Source organism: Stenotrophomonas muris (assembly GCF_052751275.1).
The window spans coordinates 3,297,145-3,315,600 of sequence record NZ_CP199879.1 but is presented as its reverse complement, the minus strand read 5'-3'; the positions used below and the strand labels follow the sequence as shown (position 1 = coordinate 3,315,600).

The 18,456-nt window shown below is 61.4% G+C and carries 14 protein-coding genes; 8 read left to right on the top strand and 6 right to left on the bottom strand.

The features are described 5' to 3' along the window. Window positions 1-146: 146 nt before the first annotated feature. Window positions 147-1,106, bottom strand: coding sequence for a mitochondrial fission ELM1 family protein (locus tag ACUVWL_RS15455; RefSeq protein WP_445978538.1), 960 nt, complete (start codon window positions 1,104-1,106; stop codon window positions 147-149). Window positions 1,107-1,232: 126 nt separating this feature from the next. Here ACUVWL_RS15455 and ACUVWL_RS15450 point away from each other — a divergent pair, with 126 nt between their 5' ends. Continuing rightward, the gene (locus tag ACUVWL_RS15450; protein ID WP_005415046.1) at window positions 1,233-1,823 is read left to right on the top strand and encodes a malonic semialdehyde reductase; all 591 of its coding nucleotides are present in this window, start codon (window positions 1,233-1,235) and stop codon (window positions 1,821-1,823) included. An 86-nt stretch (window positions 1,824-1,909) separates the two neighbouring features. Next, complete coding sequence (locus ACUVWL_RS15445; RefSeq protein ID WP_445978537.1) at window positions 1,910-2,617, top strand: YceI family protein; 708 nt, start codon at window positions 1,910-1,912, stop codon at window positions 2,615-2,617. A gap of 230 nt (window positions 2,618-2,847) precedes the next feature. Here the strand turns inward: ACUVWL_RS15445 and ACUVWL_RS15440 are convergent, their stop codons facing one another. The 3 genes from ACUVWL_RS15440 to ACUVWL_RS15430 all read right to left on the bottom strand — a co-directional run bounded on the left by ACUVWL_RS15440 (window position 2,848) and on the right by ACUVWL_RS15430 (window position 4,946). Then, the gene (locus ACUVWL_RS15440) at window positions 2,848-3,249 is read right to left on the bottom strand and encodes a hypothetical protein (protein WP_414611577.1); all 402 of its coding nucleotides are present in this window, start codon (window positions 3,247-3,249) and stop codon (window positions 2,848-2,850) included. 278 nt (window positions 3,250-3,527) lie between these two features. Then, complete coding sequence (locus ACUVWL_RS15435) at window positions 3,528-4,325, bottom strand: siderophore-interacting protein (protein ID WP_445978536.1); 798 nt, start codon at window positions 4,323-4,325, stop codon at window positions 3,528-3,530. Between the two features lie 60 nt (window positions 4,326-4,385). Continuing rightward, window positions 4,386-4,946: a PadR family transcriptional regulator gene (locus ACUVWL_RS15430; protein ID WP_049441440.1), complete on the bottom strand. Its 561-nt coding sequence runs from the start codon at window positions 4,944-4,946 to the stop codon at window positions 4,386-4,388. Between the two features lie 544 nt (window positions 4,947-5,490). On the opposite strand from ACUVWL_RS15430, the gene aceE reads away from it, so the two are divergent. Both aceE and ACUVWL_RS15420 read left to right on the top strand, forming a co-directional pair. Continuing rightward, window positions 5,491-8,178: a pyruvate dehydrogenase (acetyl-transferring), homodimeric type gene (gene aceE / locus ACUVWL_RS15425; protein ID WP_012478970.1), complete on the top strand. Its 2,688-nt coding sequence runs from the start codon at window positions 5,491-5,493 to the stop codon at window positions 8,176-8,178. Window positions 8,179-8,709: 531 nt separating this feature from the next. Further along, window positions 8,710-10,284: a DNA cytosine methyltransferase gene (locus ACUVWL_RS15420; protein ID WP_395136180.1), complete on the top strand. Its 1,575-nt coding sequence runs from the start codon at window positions 8,710-8,712 to the stop codon at window positions 10,282-10,284. A 41-nt stretch (window positions 10,285-10,325) separates the two neighbouring features. Here the strand turns inward: ACUVWL_RS15420 and ACUVWL_RS15415 are convergent, their stop codons facing one another. Beyond that, the gene (locus ACUVWL_RS15415) at window positions 10,326-10,784 is read right to left on the bottom strand and encodes a very short patch repair endonuclease (RefSeq protein WP_070490040.1); all 459 of its coding nucleotides are present in this window, start codon (window positions 10,782-10,784) and stop codon (window positions 10,326-10,328) included. A 135-nt stretch (window positions 10,785-10,919) separates the two neighbouring features. Here ACUVWL_RS15415 and ACUVWL_RS15410 point away from each other — a divergent pair, with 135 nt between their 5' ends. Genes ACUVWL_RS15410 through ACUVWL_RS15395 form a run of 4 tightly spaced genes read left to right on the top strand, consistent with a single transcriptional unit; the run spans window position 10,920 to window position 18,109 of the window. After that, window positions 10,920-12,398, top strand: a complete 1,479-nt coding sequence (locus ACUVWL_RS15410) for an ATP-binding protein (RefSeq protein ID WP_445978535.1) — start codon at window positions 10,920-10,922, stop codon at window positions 12,396-12,398. Next, the gene (locus ACUVWL_RS15405; RefSeq protein ID WP_445978534.1) at window positions 12,395-15,049 is read left to right on the top strand and encodes a Z1 domain-containing protein; all 2,655 of its coding nucleotides are present in this window, start codon (window positions 12,395-12,397) and stop codon (window positions 15,047-15,049) included. The genes ACUVWL_RS15410 and ACUVWL_RS15405 overlap by 4 nt, the downstream gene beginning before the upstream one ends. After that, window positions 15,042-16,007, top strand: coding sequence for a PD-(D/E)XK motif protein (locus ACUVWL_RS15400; protein ID WP_445978533.1), 966 nt, complete (start codon window positions 15,042-15,044; stop codon window positions 16,005-16,007). The genes ACUVWL_RS15405 and ACUVWL_RS15400 overlap by 8 nt, the downstream gene beginning before the upstream one ends. Then, the gene (locus tag ACUVWL_RS15395; protein ID WP_445978532.1) at window positions 16,007-18,109 is read left to right on the top strand and encodes an AIPR family protein; all 2,103 of its coding nucleotides are present in this window, start codon (window positions 16,007-16,009) and stop codon (window positions 18,107-18,109) included. Before ACUVWL_RS15400 ends, ACUVWL_RS15395 begins: the two co-directional genes overlap by 1 nt. Here the strand turns inward: ACUVWL_RS15395 and ACUVWL_RS15390 are convergent. Continuing rightward, the gene (locus ACUVWL_RS15390) at window positions 18,078-18,314 is read right to left on the bottom strand and encodes a hypothetical protein (protein WP_445978531.1); all 237 of its coding nucleotides are present in this window, start codon (window positions 18,312-18,314) and stop codon (window positions 18,078-18,080) included. The genes ACUVWL_RS15395 and ACUVWL_RS15390 overlap by 32 nt on opposite strands. Window positions 18,315-18,456: the final 142 nt, after the last annotated feature.

Genomic DNA, 18,456 nt, shown 5'->3' with positions numbered 1-18,456 from the left:
GGGCGATCCACGCCCTTGCGCCGCGCAATCGGGTAGTGCCGGCCGCTGGCCGGCAACGGCAGGGTTTGGCAATGCGTGCAGCGTTGGCGGCCAGCGGCCGGCACTACCGTGATGTCAGGTACAGCGTTGCCGGCCAGCGGCCGGCACTACCGTGATGCCAGGCGCTGTTTCACTTCCGCCGCCACCCGCGCGGTTTCGCGCAGCGGCTCGATGCGGTCGTACTGCCAGTCCAGCCAGTGCGCCTGCAACCGCCCGCGTTCGCGCAGCTGCTGCTGGAAGCGCGCCAGGCGGCCCTGCGCTGTGTCGGCCAGCGCCACCATCACCGGCATGCGCGTGGCGCACGCCTCCGAGAGCAGGTTCACCGAATCGGGCGAGACCACCACGCGGTTGGCCCAGCCGAGCAGGCCGCCATAGGGATTGGTACCGTCGCCACCATCGCCCCAGATCACGTGCGGCAGGTCGGCGAACTTCGCGCGCAGGATCTCCGCCAACGCCGGCGGCGTGCGTCGCGAGGTGGTGGCCAGCAGGCTGCCGCCTTCGCTGCGGATCTGGTCGGCCAGCGCCTGGAATACACCGACCATCGCCGTCTCATCCCACGGCGCCAGTGGCGTCGGCCCGCCCACCAGCAGCGCAGTGCGCGGGCCGGGCAGGGTGCTGAAGCCGGCGAACGCGGCGCGGCCCCAGGCCAGCCAGTCATCGTCCACCGGGTTGAGGCTGCCGAGCAGGGTCAGCACGTTGCTGCCGCGCAGGGCGTCGTGTTCGGGCACCACCACCACGTCCCAGTGGCGCGCGCCGATGCGCGGGTCGAGGATCTGCACCACCTGGGTGCCGCGTGCGCGCAGCACGCGCAGGGCGCCAGCGGCCTGGCGGCCACAGCCGATCGCCAACGCCGGGGCGTCGGCAGCCAGCGTCGCGAAGGCCTCGCCGTAGCCGTTCACATCGCCGGGCAGGCGCCGCGGCGCCAGCCAGCGCCAGGGCGCGCGCGGTTGCAGCAGCAGCGGTCGGTGGGTGCCCTGGCGCAATGCCGAGGCCAGCGCGACCGCCTGGCGGACATTGCCCGCGCGGCCGTCAGTGACCGTCCAGGGCGCGCTCGATCGTTTCACCATTGGCATTAATTCGTTTCAGTCCTGCTGGGTGTTGCAACAGTCGCGACACTCTACACTGCGGCTCGTCGATTCGCCCCGCGCCGCCCGCGGGCACTGACTTCCTTTCGCCGCCCTGGAGATCCACCGATGTCCCACGCGCTCGACGCTGCTGCCCTCGATCAGCTGTTCCGCACGGCCCGCACCCAGAACGCCTTCCTCGACAAGCCGGTCCCCGAGAGCCTGCTGAAGGAACTGTACGACCTGGTGAAGTGGGGCCCGACCGCGGCCAACACCACGCCGGCCCGCTTTGTCTTCGTCACCTCGAAGGAGGCCAAGGACAAGCTGGCCCCGGCGCTGTCCGAAGGCAACCTGGCCAAGACCATGGCTGCGCCGGTCACCGTCATCATCGGTTTCGACCTGGACTTCCACGAGAAGCTGCCGTACCTGTTCCCGCACACCGATGCCAAGGCCTGGTTCGACGGCCCGCAGGAAGGCCGCCACGAAGCCGCCATCCGCAACGGCAGCCTGCAGGGCGCCTACCTGATCCTGGCCGCGCGCGCGCTGGGCCTGGATGCCGGCCCGATGTCCGGCTTCGACCCGGCCAAGGTCGACGAAGCCTTCTTCGCCGGCACCTCCATCAAGTCGAATTTCCTGGTCAACCTGGGTTACGGTGATCCGGCGGGCCTGTTCCCGCGCCTGCCGCGCCTGTCGTTCGACGAAGCGGCGCGCATCGCGTAAGTCGCTGTATCGGTTTCGGGCCTGCCGTCGCGCGGCGGGCTCTTGCTGCACCGTGTACCCACCCTACGATCCGGAGAGTTCCTCAGATGAGCGCCACCCGTAAACTGCTGCTGCCGCTGGCCCTGACCCTGGCCATCGCCGCCTGCTCCAAGCCGGCCGACACCGCTGCCCCGGCGGCCGATGCCGCCGCCCCGGCCACCACCGAGCAGGCCGCCACCCCGGCGGCTGATGCCGCTGCTGCCGCGCCGGCCGCCGAAGCGATCAAGATCGCCTCGGGCACCTACAAGCTGGACCCGAGCCACACCGACGTGCTGGCGCAGTGGAGCCACTTCGGTTTCTCCAACCCGAGCGCGCACTTCGGCAACGTCGAAGGCACCCTGGTGTACAACGCCGAAGACGTGACCAAGTCCACCGTGGAAGTGAAGCTGCCGCTGAGCGGCCTGAACAGCTTCACCGCCAAGTTCGACGAGCACCTGAAGAGCGCCGACTTCTTCGACGCCGCCAAGTTCGCCGATGCCACCTTCAAGAGCACCAAGGTGGAAGCGACCGGCACCAACAAGCTGACCGTCACCGGCGACCTGACCATCAAGGGCATCACCAAGCCGGTCACCCTGGACGTCACCGTCAACGGCGGCGGCGAGCACCCGATGGCCAAGGTTCCGGCCGCCGGCTTCGATGCCACCACCACCCTGAAGCGCAGCGATTTCGGCGTCGGCGCCTACGCTCCGAACGTCAGCGATGAAGTGAAGATCCGCATCACCACCGAAGCCACCGGCGAAAAGCCGGCCGCTTGATGCACCCCGCTCACTCGTCGTGAGAAGGCAGAAGGCCCGCTGAAAAGCGGGCCTTCTTTTTGGGTGCGGGGGAACGCGCGTTGGTAGACACACTGGCACTCCGCAGGCCAACCAAGGTTGGCCACTACCGGTTCATGCGGGCCGGAGAGTGTTTTGGTAGATGCCAACCTTGGTTGGCACATGGGCACTCCGCAGGCCAACCAAGGTTGGCATCTACCGGGTACGCGCGCTCAGCGCAACGCGCCCAGCCACGCCCCACACGCTTCGCTCGGGCTCTGCTTGGCCTTCACCGCCAGCCCGCTCACGCGCACGAAGGTCTGCGCGGCCTGCGCCACCACCTGGCGTGCGATCAGCGCCGCCTGCTTGGTCGCGGCCTGCTGCTTGCGCAGCTGCACGATGTTGATCGAAGGCCGGCCCACCGGCGCGTACTTCTGGTCGCGGCGCAGCACGTCGGCCACCTGGGCCACTTCGAATTCGGCCTGCAGGTAGCGGTGCTGTGCCGCCACCAGCTCGCGCAGCGGCGCGCGCAGTGCAGCGGTGTCGGCGAAGGCGGCCAGGGCCGCATCGCAGGCGGCGTCATCGGCGAAGCGGGTACGCAGCGCGTCCACGCTGGCCAGGGTCAGTTTGGCCATGTGGGCCTCGTTGCTGCAGGAAAGGAGCGCGATTGTCGCATTGCCTGGCGGCTGATGCGTTGAACCGGGTGTCGGAATCCGTGTAGAGCCGAGCCCACGCTCGGCTCATCGCGCGCAGCGCGAGGGTTTTCCGATGGCGGAGCGGAGAGCAGCCGAGCGTGGGCTCGGCTCTACACAGTCAAGGGCGTGCGGACCAACGGTCCGCACCCACCAGGCAGGTTCTGGTGCATGGGGTCAGATCCCTTTTCCACAGGAAAAGGGATCTGACCCCGAGCCGGTCAATCGCCGTCGGTTTCGTCCGGGTGAGCCTTCCAGTAGCCGGTCGAGCGGATCCAGTCGCGCGGCACGCCCAGGTGGCCTTCGATGAACTTGCGCATCATCCGCGCGCGGCGCGATTCGGTGGCGATCCAATAGAAGACATCGCCGTCCGGTGCCTCGAAGTCGGTCAGCATGTCTTCCAGCAGCGTGCTGCTGGCCGCCGGGAAGCCGTTGCGCTCCAGCCAGTGGATGCGCACGTTCTCGTACTGCGGCAGGTCCTGGCGTTCGGCCTCGTCGCGCACTTCGATGAAGGCCTGCACCTCGGCACCGTCCGGCAGCACGTCCAGCCAGCGGGCGATGGCCGGCAGCGCGGTTTCATCGCCGATCAGCACGTAGGCGTCGTAGCTGTCGGCCACCACGAACGAGCCACGTGGGCCGCCGATCACCAGCGTGTCGCCCGGCTGCGCGCGCTCGGCCCACGGCCCGGCAATGCCCTGGTCGTGCAGCACGAAGTCGATGGCCAGCTCGCCGGTTTCGTGGTCCCACCAGCGCGGGGTGTAGTCGCGCGACGGCGAGGGCGCCTTGCCGTCCGGGTAGCTGCGGCCTTCGGCGGTCAGCACCGGCAGCACCATCTCGCCGCTGGCGTTGGGGAAGAACAGCTTGATGTGGTCGTCGGCACCGGGCGAATCGAAGCCGGCCAGATCGTCGCCACCCAGCACCACGCGGCGCATGTGCGGGGTGACCTCTTCGGTGCGCAGCACGGTCAGTTCACGGAAGCGCACATCCAGGCGCAGGCGCGTGTTGTTGTGTTCGGTCATGGGGATACCTGTAAAGGTGTCGCGCGGGGGCGCGCGGCATGGGGGAGGACCTGGCTGGATTCAGTCTGGCTGGGTCGTTGAAAACGGTGGGCTCTCGCTACCGGCGGTACCGTTGAGCAGGGCCGAGGCCCGCGTCAGCAGCGCCGCCACTTCTTCCGCCTCGCCCTCGGCCCAGCGGCCGTGGTGATGCACCAGCGCCCGCTTGAACTCGCGCAGGGCAGTGGCCAGCGGCGGCGGCAGCGAGGCCTTGGTGATCTCGCGGGCACGGTCGAAGGCACGCCGCTGCGCCAGCCGCACCTGGGTGCGCTGCACCTTCAGCTCGAACTCGCCGGCAGCGGTGATGCGGAAGATCCGCTTGCCATCCACTTCCTCGGCCTCGATCCAGCCGGCCTGCTCGAAGCTGGCCAGCAGCGGGTACATGGTGCCGGCGCTGGGCGTGTAAGCCTGCATGAACTGGTTGCTGATCAGCTGCATCAGTTCGTAGCCATGGCGCGGCTGCTCGCCGATCAGGGCCAGCACCAGCAGGCGCAGGTCACCGCGGCTCAGCACGCGTGGCTGGCCGTTGCGGCGGGGCACCGCCGGATCGGTGGAACGGGCTCTGGGAGAAGGGGGGCGGCTCATTTCGATATATCGGTAAACGAGTGTGCAAACGATATATCGATATATCGAAGCCGGCAATCATCGATCCGGCCACAAGCAGGTCCGTTTTGGGCCACGGGCGGCCGCGTGCACAGCAAAAGGGGCGCCCCTTGCAGGGCGCCCCGGCGAACCGTGGAAGGGAGCAGGGCCGCCAGGCCCCTCACTCGCGGCCCACGTTGGACCCGCAGCCGGTACCGATCCAGAGGCAGGTGCGACATGTTGTCGCCGGTTCAGTACCGTTGCCCGAACCGCCCCTACAGCGGTGCCGGAGTTGCCCTACAACCGTCATCGGCAGCGGTAACACTGCGTCCTGCACATGGGCGCAGCGGCCCGCAAGCGACAGCCCGCGCAGCCGCCAAGGCCCGCCGCAGGGCCGTCAGCGGGCGCGGCAAGCCCCTTGCGGACACTGGCCGGTTGCATCCATACGCCTGCGTAGCCAAGTGACGAAAGCCCTTGGTGCGCTACACTTTGCGGTCTAGAAATCTATACAACAGTCGCGCGCGTGCGTGCGGTTATGGGAGCGCTAATGAACTGGTTGAACGAGGTGCTGAACAACGACCCGAATCCTGTGGAGACCCAGGAGTGGATCGAGTCGTTGAAGGCCGTTATTGATGTCGAGGGCTCCGAGCGCGCGCATCAGCTGCTGGAAGGCATGGTGGAACTGACCCGTCGTTCGGGCGCCTACCTGCCGTTCTCTCCCACCACCGAATACGTCAACACCATCGAACCGCAGTTCGAGGCCAAGAGCCCGGGCAACGCCGAGCTGGAATGGCGCATCCGTTCGATCATCCGCTGGAACGCGATGGCCACCGTGGTCCGCGCCAACCGCAAGCCGGGTGACCTGGGCGGCCACATCGCCTCGTTCGCCTCCGGCGCCACCCTGTACGACGTGGGCTTCAACCACTTCTGGCGCGCCCCGAGCGAGAACCACCCGGGCGACCTGCTGTTCATCCAGGGCCACAGCGCCCCGGGCATCTACGCGCGTTCCTTCCTGGAAGGCCGCATCAGCGAAGAGCAGCTGGACAAGTTCCGCATGGAAGTGGACGGCGGTGGCCTGTCCTCGTACCCGCACCCGTGGCTGATGCCGGACTACTGGCAGACCCCGACCGTGTCGATGGGCCTGGGCCCGCTGGCCGCCATCTACCAGGCGCAGTTCATGCGCTACCTGGAAAACCGTGGCCTGATCGAGAAGTCCGACCGCAAGGTGTGGTGCTTCATCGGCGACGGCGAGAGCGACGAGCCGGAAACCCTGGGTGCCATCGCGCTGGCCGGCCGTGAAGGCCTGGACAACCTGATCTTCGTGGTGAACTGCAACCTGCAGCGCCTGGACGGCCCGGTGCGCGGCAACGGCAAGATCATCCAGGAACTGGAAGGCGTGTTCCGTGGCGGCGGCTGGAACGTGATCAAGCTGCTGTGGGGCGGTTACTGGGATGCCCTGCTGGCCAAGGACACCAACGGCGTCCTGAAGAAGCTGATGATGGAAACCGTCGACGGCGAATACCAGAACTGCAAGGCCTTCGGCGGCGCCTATACCCGCGAGCATTTCTTCGGCAAGTACCCGGAAACCGCCGCGATGGTCGCCGGCCTGAGCGACGACGACATCTGGCGCCTGAACCGTGGTGGCCACGACCCGCACAAGGTGTACGCCGCCTACCACCAGGCCGTGAACACCAAGGGCATGCCGACCGTCATCCTGGCCAAGACCGTGAAGGGTTACGGCATGGGCAGCGCCGGTGAGGCACTGAACCCGACCCACCAGACCAAGAAGCTGGACGACGAAGCGGTGCGCCACTTCCGCGACCGCTTCAACATTCCGGTGACCGACGCGCAGCTGGCCGACGGCCAGGTGCCGTTCTACCACCCGGGCCCGGATTCGCCGGAAGTGCAGTACCTGCAGGAACGCCGTGCCGCGCTGGGCGGTTACCTGCCGCAGCGCCGCCGCAAGGCCGACAAGACCTTCGTGGCGCCGAAGCTGGAAGCCTACGAGCGCCTGCTGAAGAGCAGCGGCGAGCGCAGCTACTCCACCACCATGGCCTTCGTGCAGAGCCTGAACATCACCCTGCGTGACAAGGAACTGGGCCCGCACATCGTGCCGATCGTGGCCGACGAAGCCCGTACCTTCGGCATGGAAGGCCTGTTCCGCCAGATCGGCATCTACGCGCCGTTCGGCCAGAAGTACAAGCCGGTCGATGCCGACCAGCTGATGTTCTATCGCGAAGACCAGAGCGGCCAGGTGCTGCAGCAGGGCATCAGCGAGCCGGGCGCGATCAGCTCGTGGATGGCCGCCGGTACCAGCTACTCGGTCAGCAACGTGCCGATGCTGCCGTTCTACATCTACTACTCGATGTTCGGCTTCCAGCGCGTGGGCGACATCGCCTGGCAGGCCGCCGACATGCGTACCCGCGGCTTCCTGCTGGGTGGCACCGCCGGCCGCACCACGCTGAACGGTGAAGGCCTGCAGCACGAAGATGGCTTCAGCCATCTGGTGGCCGGTGGCATCCCGAACGTGCGCAGCTACGACCCGACCTTCGGCTTCGAAGTGACGGTGATCCTGCAGCACGGCACCAAGCGCATGATGGAAGACCAGGTGGACGAGTATTACTACGTCACCCTGATGAACGAGAACTACACCCACCCGGAAATGCCGGAAGGCGCGGCCGAAGGCATCGTCAAGGGCATGTACCTGCTGACCGACGCCGGCAAGCCGAAGAAGGGCGAGCTGCGCGTGCAGCTGCTGGGCTCGGGCACCATCCTGCGCGAAGCCATTGCCGCCGCCGAGCTGCTGGACAAGGACTTCGGCGTAACCGCCGACATCTGGAGCTGCCCGAGCTTCAACGAACTGCGTCGCGATGGTTTCGACGTGGAACGTGCCAACCGCCTGCATCCGGAAGGTGAGCAGCGCAAGGCCTACGTGACCGAGCTGCTGGAAGGCCGCCAGGGCCCGGCGATTGCCGCCACCGACTACGTGCGTGCGTATGCGGACCAGATCCGCGCGTTCGTGCCGATGTCGTACACGGTGCTGGGTACGGATGGGTTTGGTCGCTCGGATACGCGTGCGAACCTGCGCCGGTTCTTTGAGGTGGATCGCTACTACATCGCGCATGCCGCGATTGCGGCGCTGGCGAAGGAAGGGAAGATGACCGCGAAGGATGTGGCCCGGGCGATCAAGCAGTACAAGATTGATCCGGAGAAGGCTAATCCTGTTGGGGTTTGATGTAGTGCCCTTGCCGAGATGGCATCTGTGGTGATAAAGAGGGCGGCGAGTAGCCGCCCTTTTTATTTTGCTAACGATGTGAATGTCATTGAATTGAATACAATGAAAGCGAAAACGGTCTGCTATATGGGGTTTCTGCGGTGGGCAGTAATGTTGATGCAGGAATGCCACTGGAAGCGACGGATTCTAGCGGGGGGCGGGATCGGTCTCGAAGTTGAGCGGCGGAGCTCGGGTAATTTCATTAACGCGTTCTTTATCCTGCGAAGATGGGTTTATTCGAGCAGAGCAGGACGATTGATTTACTGCTGGCGCGCTTGAAGGAATGTGAGGTGGATCTATCTCCTGACTTTAAGCGGCGCGCAAATCTATGGAACGAAGGTGGGAAGAATGGACGAAGTGCTAGCGTGCTTGCGCTGACTGCAGGTTTGGGCAGTTGCCAAACAAGATGAGTGGTGATTTCTGAATGCTCTCAGTTCTAAGGAGGGCTTATCACATCAAATTTCCGGAAGTACTAAGGGGAGGATTTCTGGCGTGCCAGTTCCCATAATTGATATTTTTGCTGGCCCAGGAGGGCTCGGGGAAGGATTCGCGTCCCTGCGGGGCCACAAGAGGCAGCCATTCTTCGAGATTGCCCTTTCTATTGAGAAGGATGCTGTCGCACATCGCACGCTGTCGCTCAGGGCAGTGTTCAGGCGCCTGCGTGGCACCAAGGACGTCAAGCACTACTACAGCTACATACGGCGCGAGATCGATGAGGCTGCTTTTCGCAAGATCCCTGCCGTGGCCAGCGCCTTTGAGCATGCTGCCACCGAGGCGAGATGCCTAGAACTTGGCAAGTCCGATGAAGTCAGTATCGACAAGGAAATTCGGGCTGCACTTAAGGGGCAGGAAACCTGGGTGCTGATCGGCGGCCCACCCTGTCAAGCGTATTCGCTGGCGGGGCGCTCCAGGCGTGCCAACGACAAAGACTTTCACAAGGATGAAAAGCACTTCCTCTACAGGGAGTACCTGAGAATCATCCAAGTGCACAAGCCCACCATTTTCGTAATGGAGAATGTCAAGGGTTTGCTTTCCTCCAAGCACTCCGGCAATCCGATGTTCGAGAAGATCATCGCGGATCTTTCAATGCCGACCGAGGGGCTCGAGTACGAAATCCGATCCTTCACCAAGAAGGGCGACGAGAGCTCGCTGGAACCTACCGACTACCTTATTCATTCCGAGCGACATGGTATCCCGCAAAGCAGGCATCGCGTGATTCTGCTCGGAGTGAGGAAGGGGTTGGATATGCCTCAACATCAGTTGCTGGCACCCGTGGCAAAGCCTGTCACGGTCAAGCAGGCCATTGACGATCTTCCTCGAATCCGCAGCAAGTTGTCGCGTGGCGATTCGGTGGAGGCGTGGCGCAAAGCTGTCCAAGCTGCCCCCTCGTGCGTCAAGGGCTGGAAGACAGAGAATGAATCTGCCATTATCGAGAAAATGCGTTCCTTTGCTGCTGCGGCAACCAGCACTACCACTGGTGGCGCCTTTATTTCACGGGACTACAAAAGGCTAAAGAAGCCAACAGAGCTTCAGCAATGGCTTCACGACCGAAGTTTGGGGGGGGTTTGTCAGCATGAGGCGCGTGGGCACATGGCATCCGATCTTGCTCGGTATCTTTTCTCGGCCAGTTTTGCTCACTTATCGGGATACTGCCCGACGCTGGATGTCTTCCCTCCCAAGCTGCTTCCTGATCACATCAATGCGCATGTCGATCGGGAATCCGAAGTGATCCCATTCAAGGACCGGTTCCGCGTGCAGTGCAGGAATGAACCGTCCACCACGGTGGTGGCCCACATTGCGAAGGATGGGCACTACTACATCCACTACGATCCCTCGCAATGCAGAAGTCTTACGGTCAGGGAAGCAGCACGGCTCCAGACGTTTCCCGACAACTACCTCTTCGCGGGCAACCGCACGGAGCAGTACACCCAGGTCGGCAATGCGGTGCCTCCGTTGCTTGCCCACAAGCTAGCCAAGACCGTTCGTAGCCTTTTGAACGAGATGAATAAGAGGAGGCGAAGGCAGACTGGTTACATCTTAAAGAAGATGCCGGCGGGAAGTATGTAGCGAAACCTGCCGGAACAGCTTCCGGTACTTATTGAAGCGGGCTAGTCAGTGCTTTGACCGATCACCAAGACATCCTCGCCGCTATGCAGCCATTCCTCAACCACCTGTGCAGTCTCCTCGCGCGAGTGCTTCAAGGCACACTCCCATACGACCGCCATACGCCAGCCGAGCGCATGAATCATCTCCGCATGGCGCGTGTCGCGAGCGACATTTCCCTGGAATTTCTGCAGCCAGAAATCTTCATTGGTACTGGGAGTGGTTGTATAGCGGCACCCTTCATGTCGGTGCCAGAAGCACCCATGGACGAATACCACTGCTTTGTGCTTCGGGAACACAAGGTCGGGGGAGCCGGGCAGCCCCCGCACATGAAGTCGATATCGAAAGCCCCTGGCGAAAAGAAGGGAGCGAAGTATCCGCTCCGGCCGGGTGTTCTTTCCGCGAATGCTCGACATCATGCGGCTGCGCTGCGGAGTGGTTGGAACGCGCATGGTCTTGAGCATCTTCCGCCTGAATGTCTGCAGGAATGGCAGCTCCGCGCTTCCGCTTGGCAATGCGAACGGATGAATACGATACCCGAAGCAGCAATTCGGAGCTTACCATGCGCTTGACTAACGAGAAGACGCAAGAGGAAGCCGATGGCTCGTGATCGCAGTCATCCACCGAGCGCGGCCTGCCTTTCGGAATCGATGCGGGACCTTGGGTACTCGCTCGAAACTGCGATTGCCGATCTGATCGACAACAGCATTTCCGCTGGCGCGGACACCATCGACATCATTTGCGATGCGTCCGGTAATCATCCTGTGATGGTCATCCTCGACAACGGCAAGGGGATGACAGAAGACGAGCTGCTCGGTGCAATGCGTCATGGGACCGGCAACCCCAGGCAGCATCGGTCGCCGCAGGATCTTGGGCGCTTCGGCCTTGGCCTGAAGACAGCCTCGTTTTCCCAATGTCGCTCATTGACCGTTGTGAGCACACGCGATGGAACTTTCTGCGGAGCCGAATGGAATCTGGATCGCATCGATGCTGCCGACGACTGGATTCTTTCCATCCTGGACGATGCGGACATCCATGGGTTCCCTTATGTCGAACGGCTCGGCGCCCGCGGCACGGCCGTTATTTGGCGAGAGCTCGATCGATTGATGGAGGACGAAGCCGGGCATCGTCGAGACGAGATTGTCAATGAGAAGCTTGAGGCGGTGGGCAGACATCTGTCACTTGTCTTCCACCGGTTTCTCTCGGGTGAGATCAAGGGACATGCCAGGATTTCTCTCACCGTCAATGGTCGTCCGATTACGGCATTCGATCCCTTTTGCAGGAAGAATCCTGCCACCCAGGTGCTTCCAGAGGAGATCGTCCGCATCGGCGAGGCCGAGGTGCGCCTGCAGCCTTACGTGCTTCCGCATCACAGTCGTCTGTCCGCGTCCGAGTACGACTACTACCAGGATCGTAGTGACTTCATCTCTAATCAGGGGGGCTACGTCTATCGAAACGGCCGCCTAATGGCTTGGGGCGACTGGTTCAGACTCGTGCCGAAGGGTGAGGCTACCAAGTTGGCCCGGGTACAGATCGACTTTCCCAACAGTCTGGACGAAGCCTGGACCATCGACATCAAGAAATCGCGTGCCCGCCCGCCGCATGGGGTGCGGGAGCGGCTGCGTCAGATCATCAACAGGATTACTGCCCGCAGCGTGACGGTGCATAGGGGACGCGGGCAGAAGCTCTTTCAGGAAAGCCAGGCCCTATTCTGGGAGCGCTACGCCGATCACGGCGGCATCCGTTTCGCAATCAACGAGCAGCATCCTCTCATCGCATCCCTGGGCACAAGACTTTCGCCCGAGGATGCGGATCTGCTTCGTGTCCTGCTGGATTCGATTGCCGCCTCCCTGCCGGTGGAGATGATCTATTCCGATTACTCGACCCATCCGCGCCAGATCAACCGGAGGGCGGTGGATGAAAGCCAGACTCTGGAGCGCCTGAAGAGTCTCAGGAAGGTGCTCTACGGCGACGGGCCGGGCGATCCGAATGCCTTTCTCCAGATCGTGCGCTCGACGCACCTTTTCGATGGCCAGATCGAACTGGCCGAAAAATTCATCAGCGAGACCTTTGCATGAGCCTCACAGTCATCACGGAAGAACGAAACATCGCCAACGCGCTCATCTCAGGCCTTGCCAACATGGCCGAGACGCCGACGCGCGAGCAGGTGGAGGAGAAGGCGATAGAGATCGCCGCGATCTTCGGCTATACGGGCGATCTCCGCAATATCGTCACCGAGGCGTTGATATCGGTTGACACGCGTATGGGGGCCGGTGTTTCGCTGGTGGATGTCACTGCGAAGCATGATGATCAGTGGGTCCACAAGCGTGATGATGTCGCTTGGACATATGCGGAATCCTATGGAAACTTTCTTCTCAAGGAAGGTTGGCCGCCGCAGATGGTCCAGTCGCTGAGCGATGTCACGACCCGCATTCTTGGCCACCTGCAGGATCCGTTGAGCGAGGGCACAACCTGGAACCGTCGCGGCCTTGTCATCGGTCATGTGCAGTCGGGCAAGACGGCCAACTACACCGGCCTGATAGCACGCGCCGCGGACGCCGGCTACAAGTTCATCATCGTCGTCGCCGGCATTCACAACAATCTGCGCAAGCAGACGCAGCAGCGCATCGATGAGGCCTTCATCGGCCGGTCCAGCGATCCCGAGGATCGTCGCAACATCGGCGTCGGCCTCGCGTCGGGCTATCCGCATCCGGCCACCCTCACCAACATCAACGAGGACTTCAACAAGAACACGGCGGAAAAGAGCGGCTGGAAGATCAACGACTTCAGTAAGCCGATCATTCTGGTCATCAAGAAGAATGTGACGACGCTCACGGCTCTTCACAAATGGCTGAAGGAGCTGAACGCCGAGGGCGATGGCCGGATTTCCGACGTGCCGATGCTGCTGATTGACGACGAGGCCGACAACGCGTCGATCAACACGAACAAGGAGGATCTGGATCCGACACGAACGAATGCGATGATCCGGCGCATCCTCGGGCTGTTCGCAAAATCGTGCTATGTCGGTTACACGGCGACCCCATTCGCCAACATCTTTATCAACCCCGACGCCTATGGCGATGATGTGCGTGAGGAGCTGTTCCCTCGCGACTTCATCTATTGCCTGGACGCGCCAACGACGTACTTCGGTGCCGAGAAGGTGTTCCTCGACGAGGCGACCAGTCAATCGATCGTGAGGCCGATCGACGATTGTGAGAATCTCATTCCGTACGCCCACAAGCGTGACGATCCTGTCCCCGAGTTGCCCCCCAGCCTCTATCGCGCACTCGACGAATTCATCGTCGCCCGCGCCATCCGGAACCTGCGTGGGCAGATAGGCAAGCATTGCTCAATGATGGTCAATGTGTCGCGCTTCGTGCCCGTTCAGAAGGCCGTGCGTGACTTCCTGAGTCTCAGGGAGAAGAAGATCAGGGAAGCGGTTCTCGCCAACTACGCGATGCCGGAAGAGGTTTCCGCAAGAAACGCGTACATGCAGGGCCTGAAGCACGCCTTCGATGCGGAATATGCCGATGCTGGGTTTACTTGGGCGGAGGTGAAGGCAGCCCTCAGCGGCGTCTTCGAGCACCTCCACCTCTATGTCATCAATAGCAAGAGTGACGAGGTGCTCGACTACGCCCGCTACGCGAAGGAAGGAGTCGGGCTGACCGCAGTCGCGGTCGGTGGTCTGAGCCTCTCCCGAGGCCTGACCATCGAGGGATTGACCGTCAGCTACATGTACCGCAATACGAAGATGTACGACACCCTCATGCAGATGGGGCGCTGGTTCGGTTACCGGCCGGGCTTCCAGGACCTCTGCCGCGTTCATCTCTCTCGCGATTCGATTGATTGGTACTCTCATATTGCCGAAGCAGCAGAAGAACTTATCCAACAGGCTAAGCAGATGAGTCGGAATGGACTGAGTCCTGATTATTTCGGCTTGTACGTTCGGTCACATTCGAAGAGCCTGTTGATTACTGCGGCGAATAAGATGCGCGCGGCAGAAGAGGTTGTTATTAATCAGAACCTTACCGGGCAGCTCGTTGAGAGCACCTCGCTGCCATTTGACAAGGAAATCAACAATGCAAATGAGCGGCTGATAGAGGATTTATGGAAAAGACTCAGCAGCCGAGCTCAGTCAACGGACAAGGGATGGTTCATCCCCAATGTTGGAGTTGGCGATATTGAGGACTTTTTGGTTGAATTCAAAACACACAAAAATTCATCCCTGAAGAAGATGATGGCTCTGGATTATTTGGAAGCCATAAGAGATCAGTATCCGAATGGCGATGTTTTACTTATCTCTAAGGGGGCTGGTGATGCTGACAACTTCAGGCTTGGTCCACAGGATCGGACGGCAGAAGGGGCGACTGCGGATGAATGGAGAATATCCGGATATCGGGTTGCGAGTCGGGGCGACGAGAAATTTGGCTTGCGTGAAGAGCAAATTCTTGACGCCCAGAGAAAAGCGGCCTCCGGTATTAAGAGTAAAACGGGGAAGCCGTCGGATTACCATTATCGAGTGGTGCGGAATAAGCCGCTATTGATGCTTCATGTATTGACCCCAATGGATAACGAAGAGTTTACAGGGTGTCGTATCCCTGCTTTCGGCGTGAGTTATCCAGATGGTCTCTATAGAACTGAGGTTAAGGTTGTTGTCAATCGAGTCTGGCTGAAGCAGATGCAGGGCCCTGCGGACAACCCTGATGACGAGGATGACTACGATGCCTGATTCCTCTCCTTGGGATGACATCGCCGTCCCGGGATCGGACTTCAATGTCCGCCAAGTTGCGGTGGGAACGGCCGTGCCCTGTTTCTGGGGACGCGATGCCGGGGGCGCCTGCCTGTTCATCGTAGAGCTTCAGGGGGATCATGCAGCCCAGTACCGGAAGAATGCGGTCACGGTGAACGGCATCGACGTCGATCTCCGTGCCGGAGTTCAGGGGCAGCAGCACTTGGTCCTCGCCCTTGAAAGACAGGTCGATCGCGATCTCTTCGAAGGACTTTGCCGCACCCTTGCATCCTCGCTGGAGCACGCCACCGATTCGGCCAGCTCTCTCGCCGTCTCGCTGGCGCATATCTGCCGCTGGAAGACCTTCCTGTCAGGCCGAAGTCAGCATCTGTCCATCGAGGAGGTTCGCGGCCTCTTCGCCGAAATCGTGTTTCTGATGGAACTGATCGATCGGCAGATGTCGAGCAGGGCCGCCGTCGAAGCCTGGCTCGGTCCGGAACGATCGCATCAGGATTTCATCTTCGGCAACACAGCCGTCGAGATCAAATCGCTCTCGGGCGCGGAGCGGAGCAGCGTCCGCGTATCGTCGGAAGACCAACTCGAATCACTGAACGACGCGCTGTTCCTCCGCGTGTACCGGCTGAGCAATCTGGCCGATACGGCAGGAGCCCGCTCGCTCAACGAGATTGTTACCTCAGTCCAGGCACGACTCGGCGAGGCGGATGCCGTCGAGGCCTTTGACCGGAAGCTGGTGGCGCATGGTTATGCGCCCCTTCTTGGCTACGATGAGCCGCGCTTTGTCGTCAGCGACGTGCGCAGCTATCGTGTTGGTGACGGATTTCCGCGTTTGATGCGGTCGCAACTGCCGCCAGGGATTACCAACGTGGCCTATGACATCAGGCTGGAAACGATTGCTCCGTACGAGTGTAACGAAGCGGCCATCTTCGGGGAGGATTGATGGAGCAGACCGAGGAAGAGTTCTTCCACGACTTCCGACAGGAACTGTTGGCGGGCGCCGAAGCCAATGGCAGCTTCCAGCTCTCCGAGTTCATGGAGACCATCGCGAACGACCTTGTCGAGACCGGCTTCACGGAAGGTTTTGAACTCTGCCATTTCCGGGCGCAGCGTGGCATGCGCGTGGATGGCTACTGGTTCAATGACGAAGGAGTTCTGGACCTTTTCATCGCGGACTTCGACTCCCGAAACGAGCTGGCATCGCTCACCAGAACGGAAGTGGCCGCGGCATTCAAGCGTGCTGCCAACTTCCTCGAAGCCAGCGCCAACAAGGGCCTGGCCGGCGAACTGGAGGTCACATCGCCGGAGTACGGCCTTGCTAGGCAGATTGCGGATCGCAAGGACGCCATTCGGCAGGTCAACTTGGTTCTCTTCTCCGAACGCACGCTCAGCGAGAAAATCCAGGCCCTTCCTGATGCGGAAGTGGCAGGAGTTCCGGCTGCTCACCACATATGGGACATCTCGAGGCTTCATCGGCAGCGAAGCTCCCGCAGCCACAAGGAACCACTCGACCTCGACTTTGAACAGATGTTCGGTAAGGGCATCGCCTGCCTTCCAGCACATCTGGAGACCGACGCCTATCAATCCTATCTGATGGTCATGCCTGCCGAAGTGTTGGCAGCTCTGTACGAAAAATTCGGAGCGCGATTGCTTGAGCAGAACGTCCGAACTTTCCTGCAGGCTCGCGGCAATGTGAACCAGGGAATAAGGGCGACGATCCTGAACGAACCAGGGATGTTCTTTGCCTACAACAACGGGATAACAGCCACAGCACAGAGCGTCGAAACAGGGATGACGGATTCCGGTCTGGCAATCACGAGGGTTGTCGACCTCCAGATCGTGAATGGTGGCCAGACCACTGCATCGCTGTTCCACACACGTAAGCGCGACAAGGCCGATCTTTCCCAGATATTCGTTCAGTTGAAGCTGTCCGTCATCGACAATCTAAAGAGCGAAACGGTCGTTCCAAAGATATCGGAATATGCGAACACCCAGAATAGGGTGAATGCCGCCGATTTCTTCTCGAACCACCCGTTCCATGTGCGGATGGAAGGATTTTCCCGTCGGATCTGGGCACCGGCGCAGAAGGGAGCCCCGCGCGAGACGCGCTGGTTCTATGAGCGCGCGCGCGGCCAGTATGCCGATGCGCACTCGAAGCTCACTCCTGCGGAGCAGCGTCGCTTCAAGGTGGAGCATCCCAAGCCACAAATGTTCACCAAGACGGATCTTGCGAAGTTCGAGAATGTCTGGGATGACCACCCCAGGTGGGTTAATCTTGGTTCCCAGAAGAACTTTGCACGCTATGCCGCCCGCATCGGCAGTGAGTGGGAGAAATCATCCGATGCGTTCAACGAGTTCTATTTCAAGAGGGCTGTCGCACGTGGCCTGATCTTCCGCGCAACGGAGCGCATCGTTTCTGCACAGCCTTGGTACAACGGCGGGTACCGAGCAAACATCGTCGCTTACACGCTGGCAGTACTCGGTGATATCACAAGGCGTAGGAAGGAGTGCATCGACTTTGTCGGCACTTGGAATGCGCAGAAGGTCGACCCAGTGCTCGAAAGTGCCATCGCTGTCGTGTCGGCGGGCGTGAACGACGACATCATCAGGCCACCGCAAGGAATTTCCAACATTTCCGAGTGGTGCAAAAGGGAGGCGTGCTGGACTAGGATACGGGCCCGTACTGACGCCATTGCCAATCTTCTCCCACCCGAGTTCTACGATCGACTTGTCCCGCAGGACGATCAGGCAGCGATCGTGAAGACTGCGAAGGAGACGCAGAGGATCGACAACGGTATCGAAGCGCAGCGAAAGGTGCTGACGATTCCCGGCACGGAGTGGGCTCGCATCTATCAGTCACTACTTGAGAGGGATCTGCTCACGCCAAAGGAAGACGGAGTGCTCAAGGTTGCTATGCAGATTCCCTCCAGGCTTCCGACTGAAAGGCAGAGCGTGGTGTTGCTAGATATTCTCGAGAAAGGGGTTCTGGAAGGCGTGGTTGTAAATGCGGCACTTAGATCGTGCGACGCAGATCGAGCACCGTGACCGGCTCCAGAGGTGGGCCGCCGGCCTTGACCCGCTCTGCGACGAATTGGGTGACTTGGTTCAGAGCCGCGTGAGCCCTCCAGCGATCGGAGTTGTAGCGCGACGGCAGCATCGGTTCGGGACCGGCTACGCAGGTTTGCTGTGCGACCAAGATGCCGAGCGCATGATGCTGCAGACCGACCACATACGGATTGCGTTCTCTCATCCGCTGCTTCGGAAACGTCAAGGGACACTCTGAACATGCCTTCGGGTAGTACCGGCATCCCCGAAAAGAATGACGACACAAATTGAGGAGCCATCCAGGCAGCCATCTGCTGTGGCCGTGGGATCCATTGAGCGACGCGGGC

Excerpts from the sequence above, each read along its gene's own strand:
- ACUVWL_RS15455 (WP_445978538.1), bottom strand. The coding sequence starts at position 1,106 with ATGGTGAAACGATCGAGCGCGCCCTGGACGGTCACTGACGGCCGCGCG.
- ACUVWL_RS15450 (WP_005415046.1), top strand. The coding sequence starts at position 1,233 with ATGTCCCACGCGCTCGACGCTGCTGCCCTCGATCAGCTGTTCCGCACG.
- ACUVWL_RS15445 (WP_445978537.1), top strand. The coding sequence starts at position 1,910 with ATGAGCGCCACCCGTAAACTGCTGCTGCCGCTGGCCCTGACCCTGGCC.
- ACUVWL_RS15440 (WP_414611577.1), bottom strand. The coding sequence starts at position 3,249 with ATGGCCAAACTGACCCTGGCCAGCGTGGACGCGCTGCGTACCCGCTTC.
- ACUVWL_RS15435 (WP_445978536.1), bottom strand. The coding sequence starts at position 4,325 with ATGACCGAACACAACAACACGCGCCTGCGCCTGGATGTGCGCTTCCGT.
- ACUVWL_RS15430 (WP_049441440.1), bottom strand. The coding sequence starts at position 4,946 with ATGAGCCGCCCCCCTTCTCCCAGAGCCCGTTCCACCGATCCGGCGGTG.
- aceE (WP_012478970.1), top strand. The coding sequence starts at position 5,491 with ATGAACTGGTTGAACGAGGTGCTGAACAACGACCCGAATCCTGTGGAG.
- ACUVWL_RS15415 (WP_070490040.1), bottom strand. The coding sequence starts at position 10,784 with ATGCTCAAGACCATGCGCGTTCCAACCACTCCGCAGCGCAGCCGCATG.
- ACUVWL_RS15410 (WP_445978535.1), top strand. The coding sequence starts at position 10,920 with ATGGCTCGTGATCGCAGTCATCCACCGAGCGCGGCCTGCCTTTCGGAA.
- ACUVWL_RS15405 (WP_445978534.1), top strand. The coding sequence starts at position 12,395 with ATGAGCCTCACAGTCATCACGGAAGAACGAAACATCGCCAACGCGCTC.
- ACUVWL_RS15400 (WP_445978533.1), top strand. The coding sequence starts at position 15,042 with ATGCCTGATTCCTCTCCTTGGGATGACATCGCCGTCCCGGGATCGGAC.
- ACUVWL_RS15395 (WP_445978532.1), top strand. The coding sequence starts at position 16,007 with ATGGAGCAGACCGAGGAAGAGTTCTTCCACGACTTCCGACAGGAACTG.
- ACUVWL_RS15390 (WP_445978531.1), bottom strand. The coding sequence starts at position 18,314 with ATGAGAGAACGCAATCCGTATGTGGTCGGTCTGCAGCATCATGCGCTC.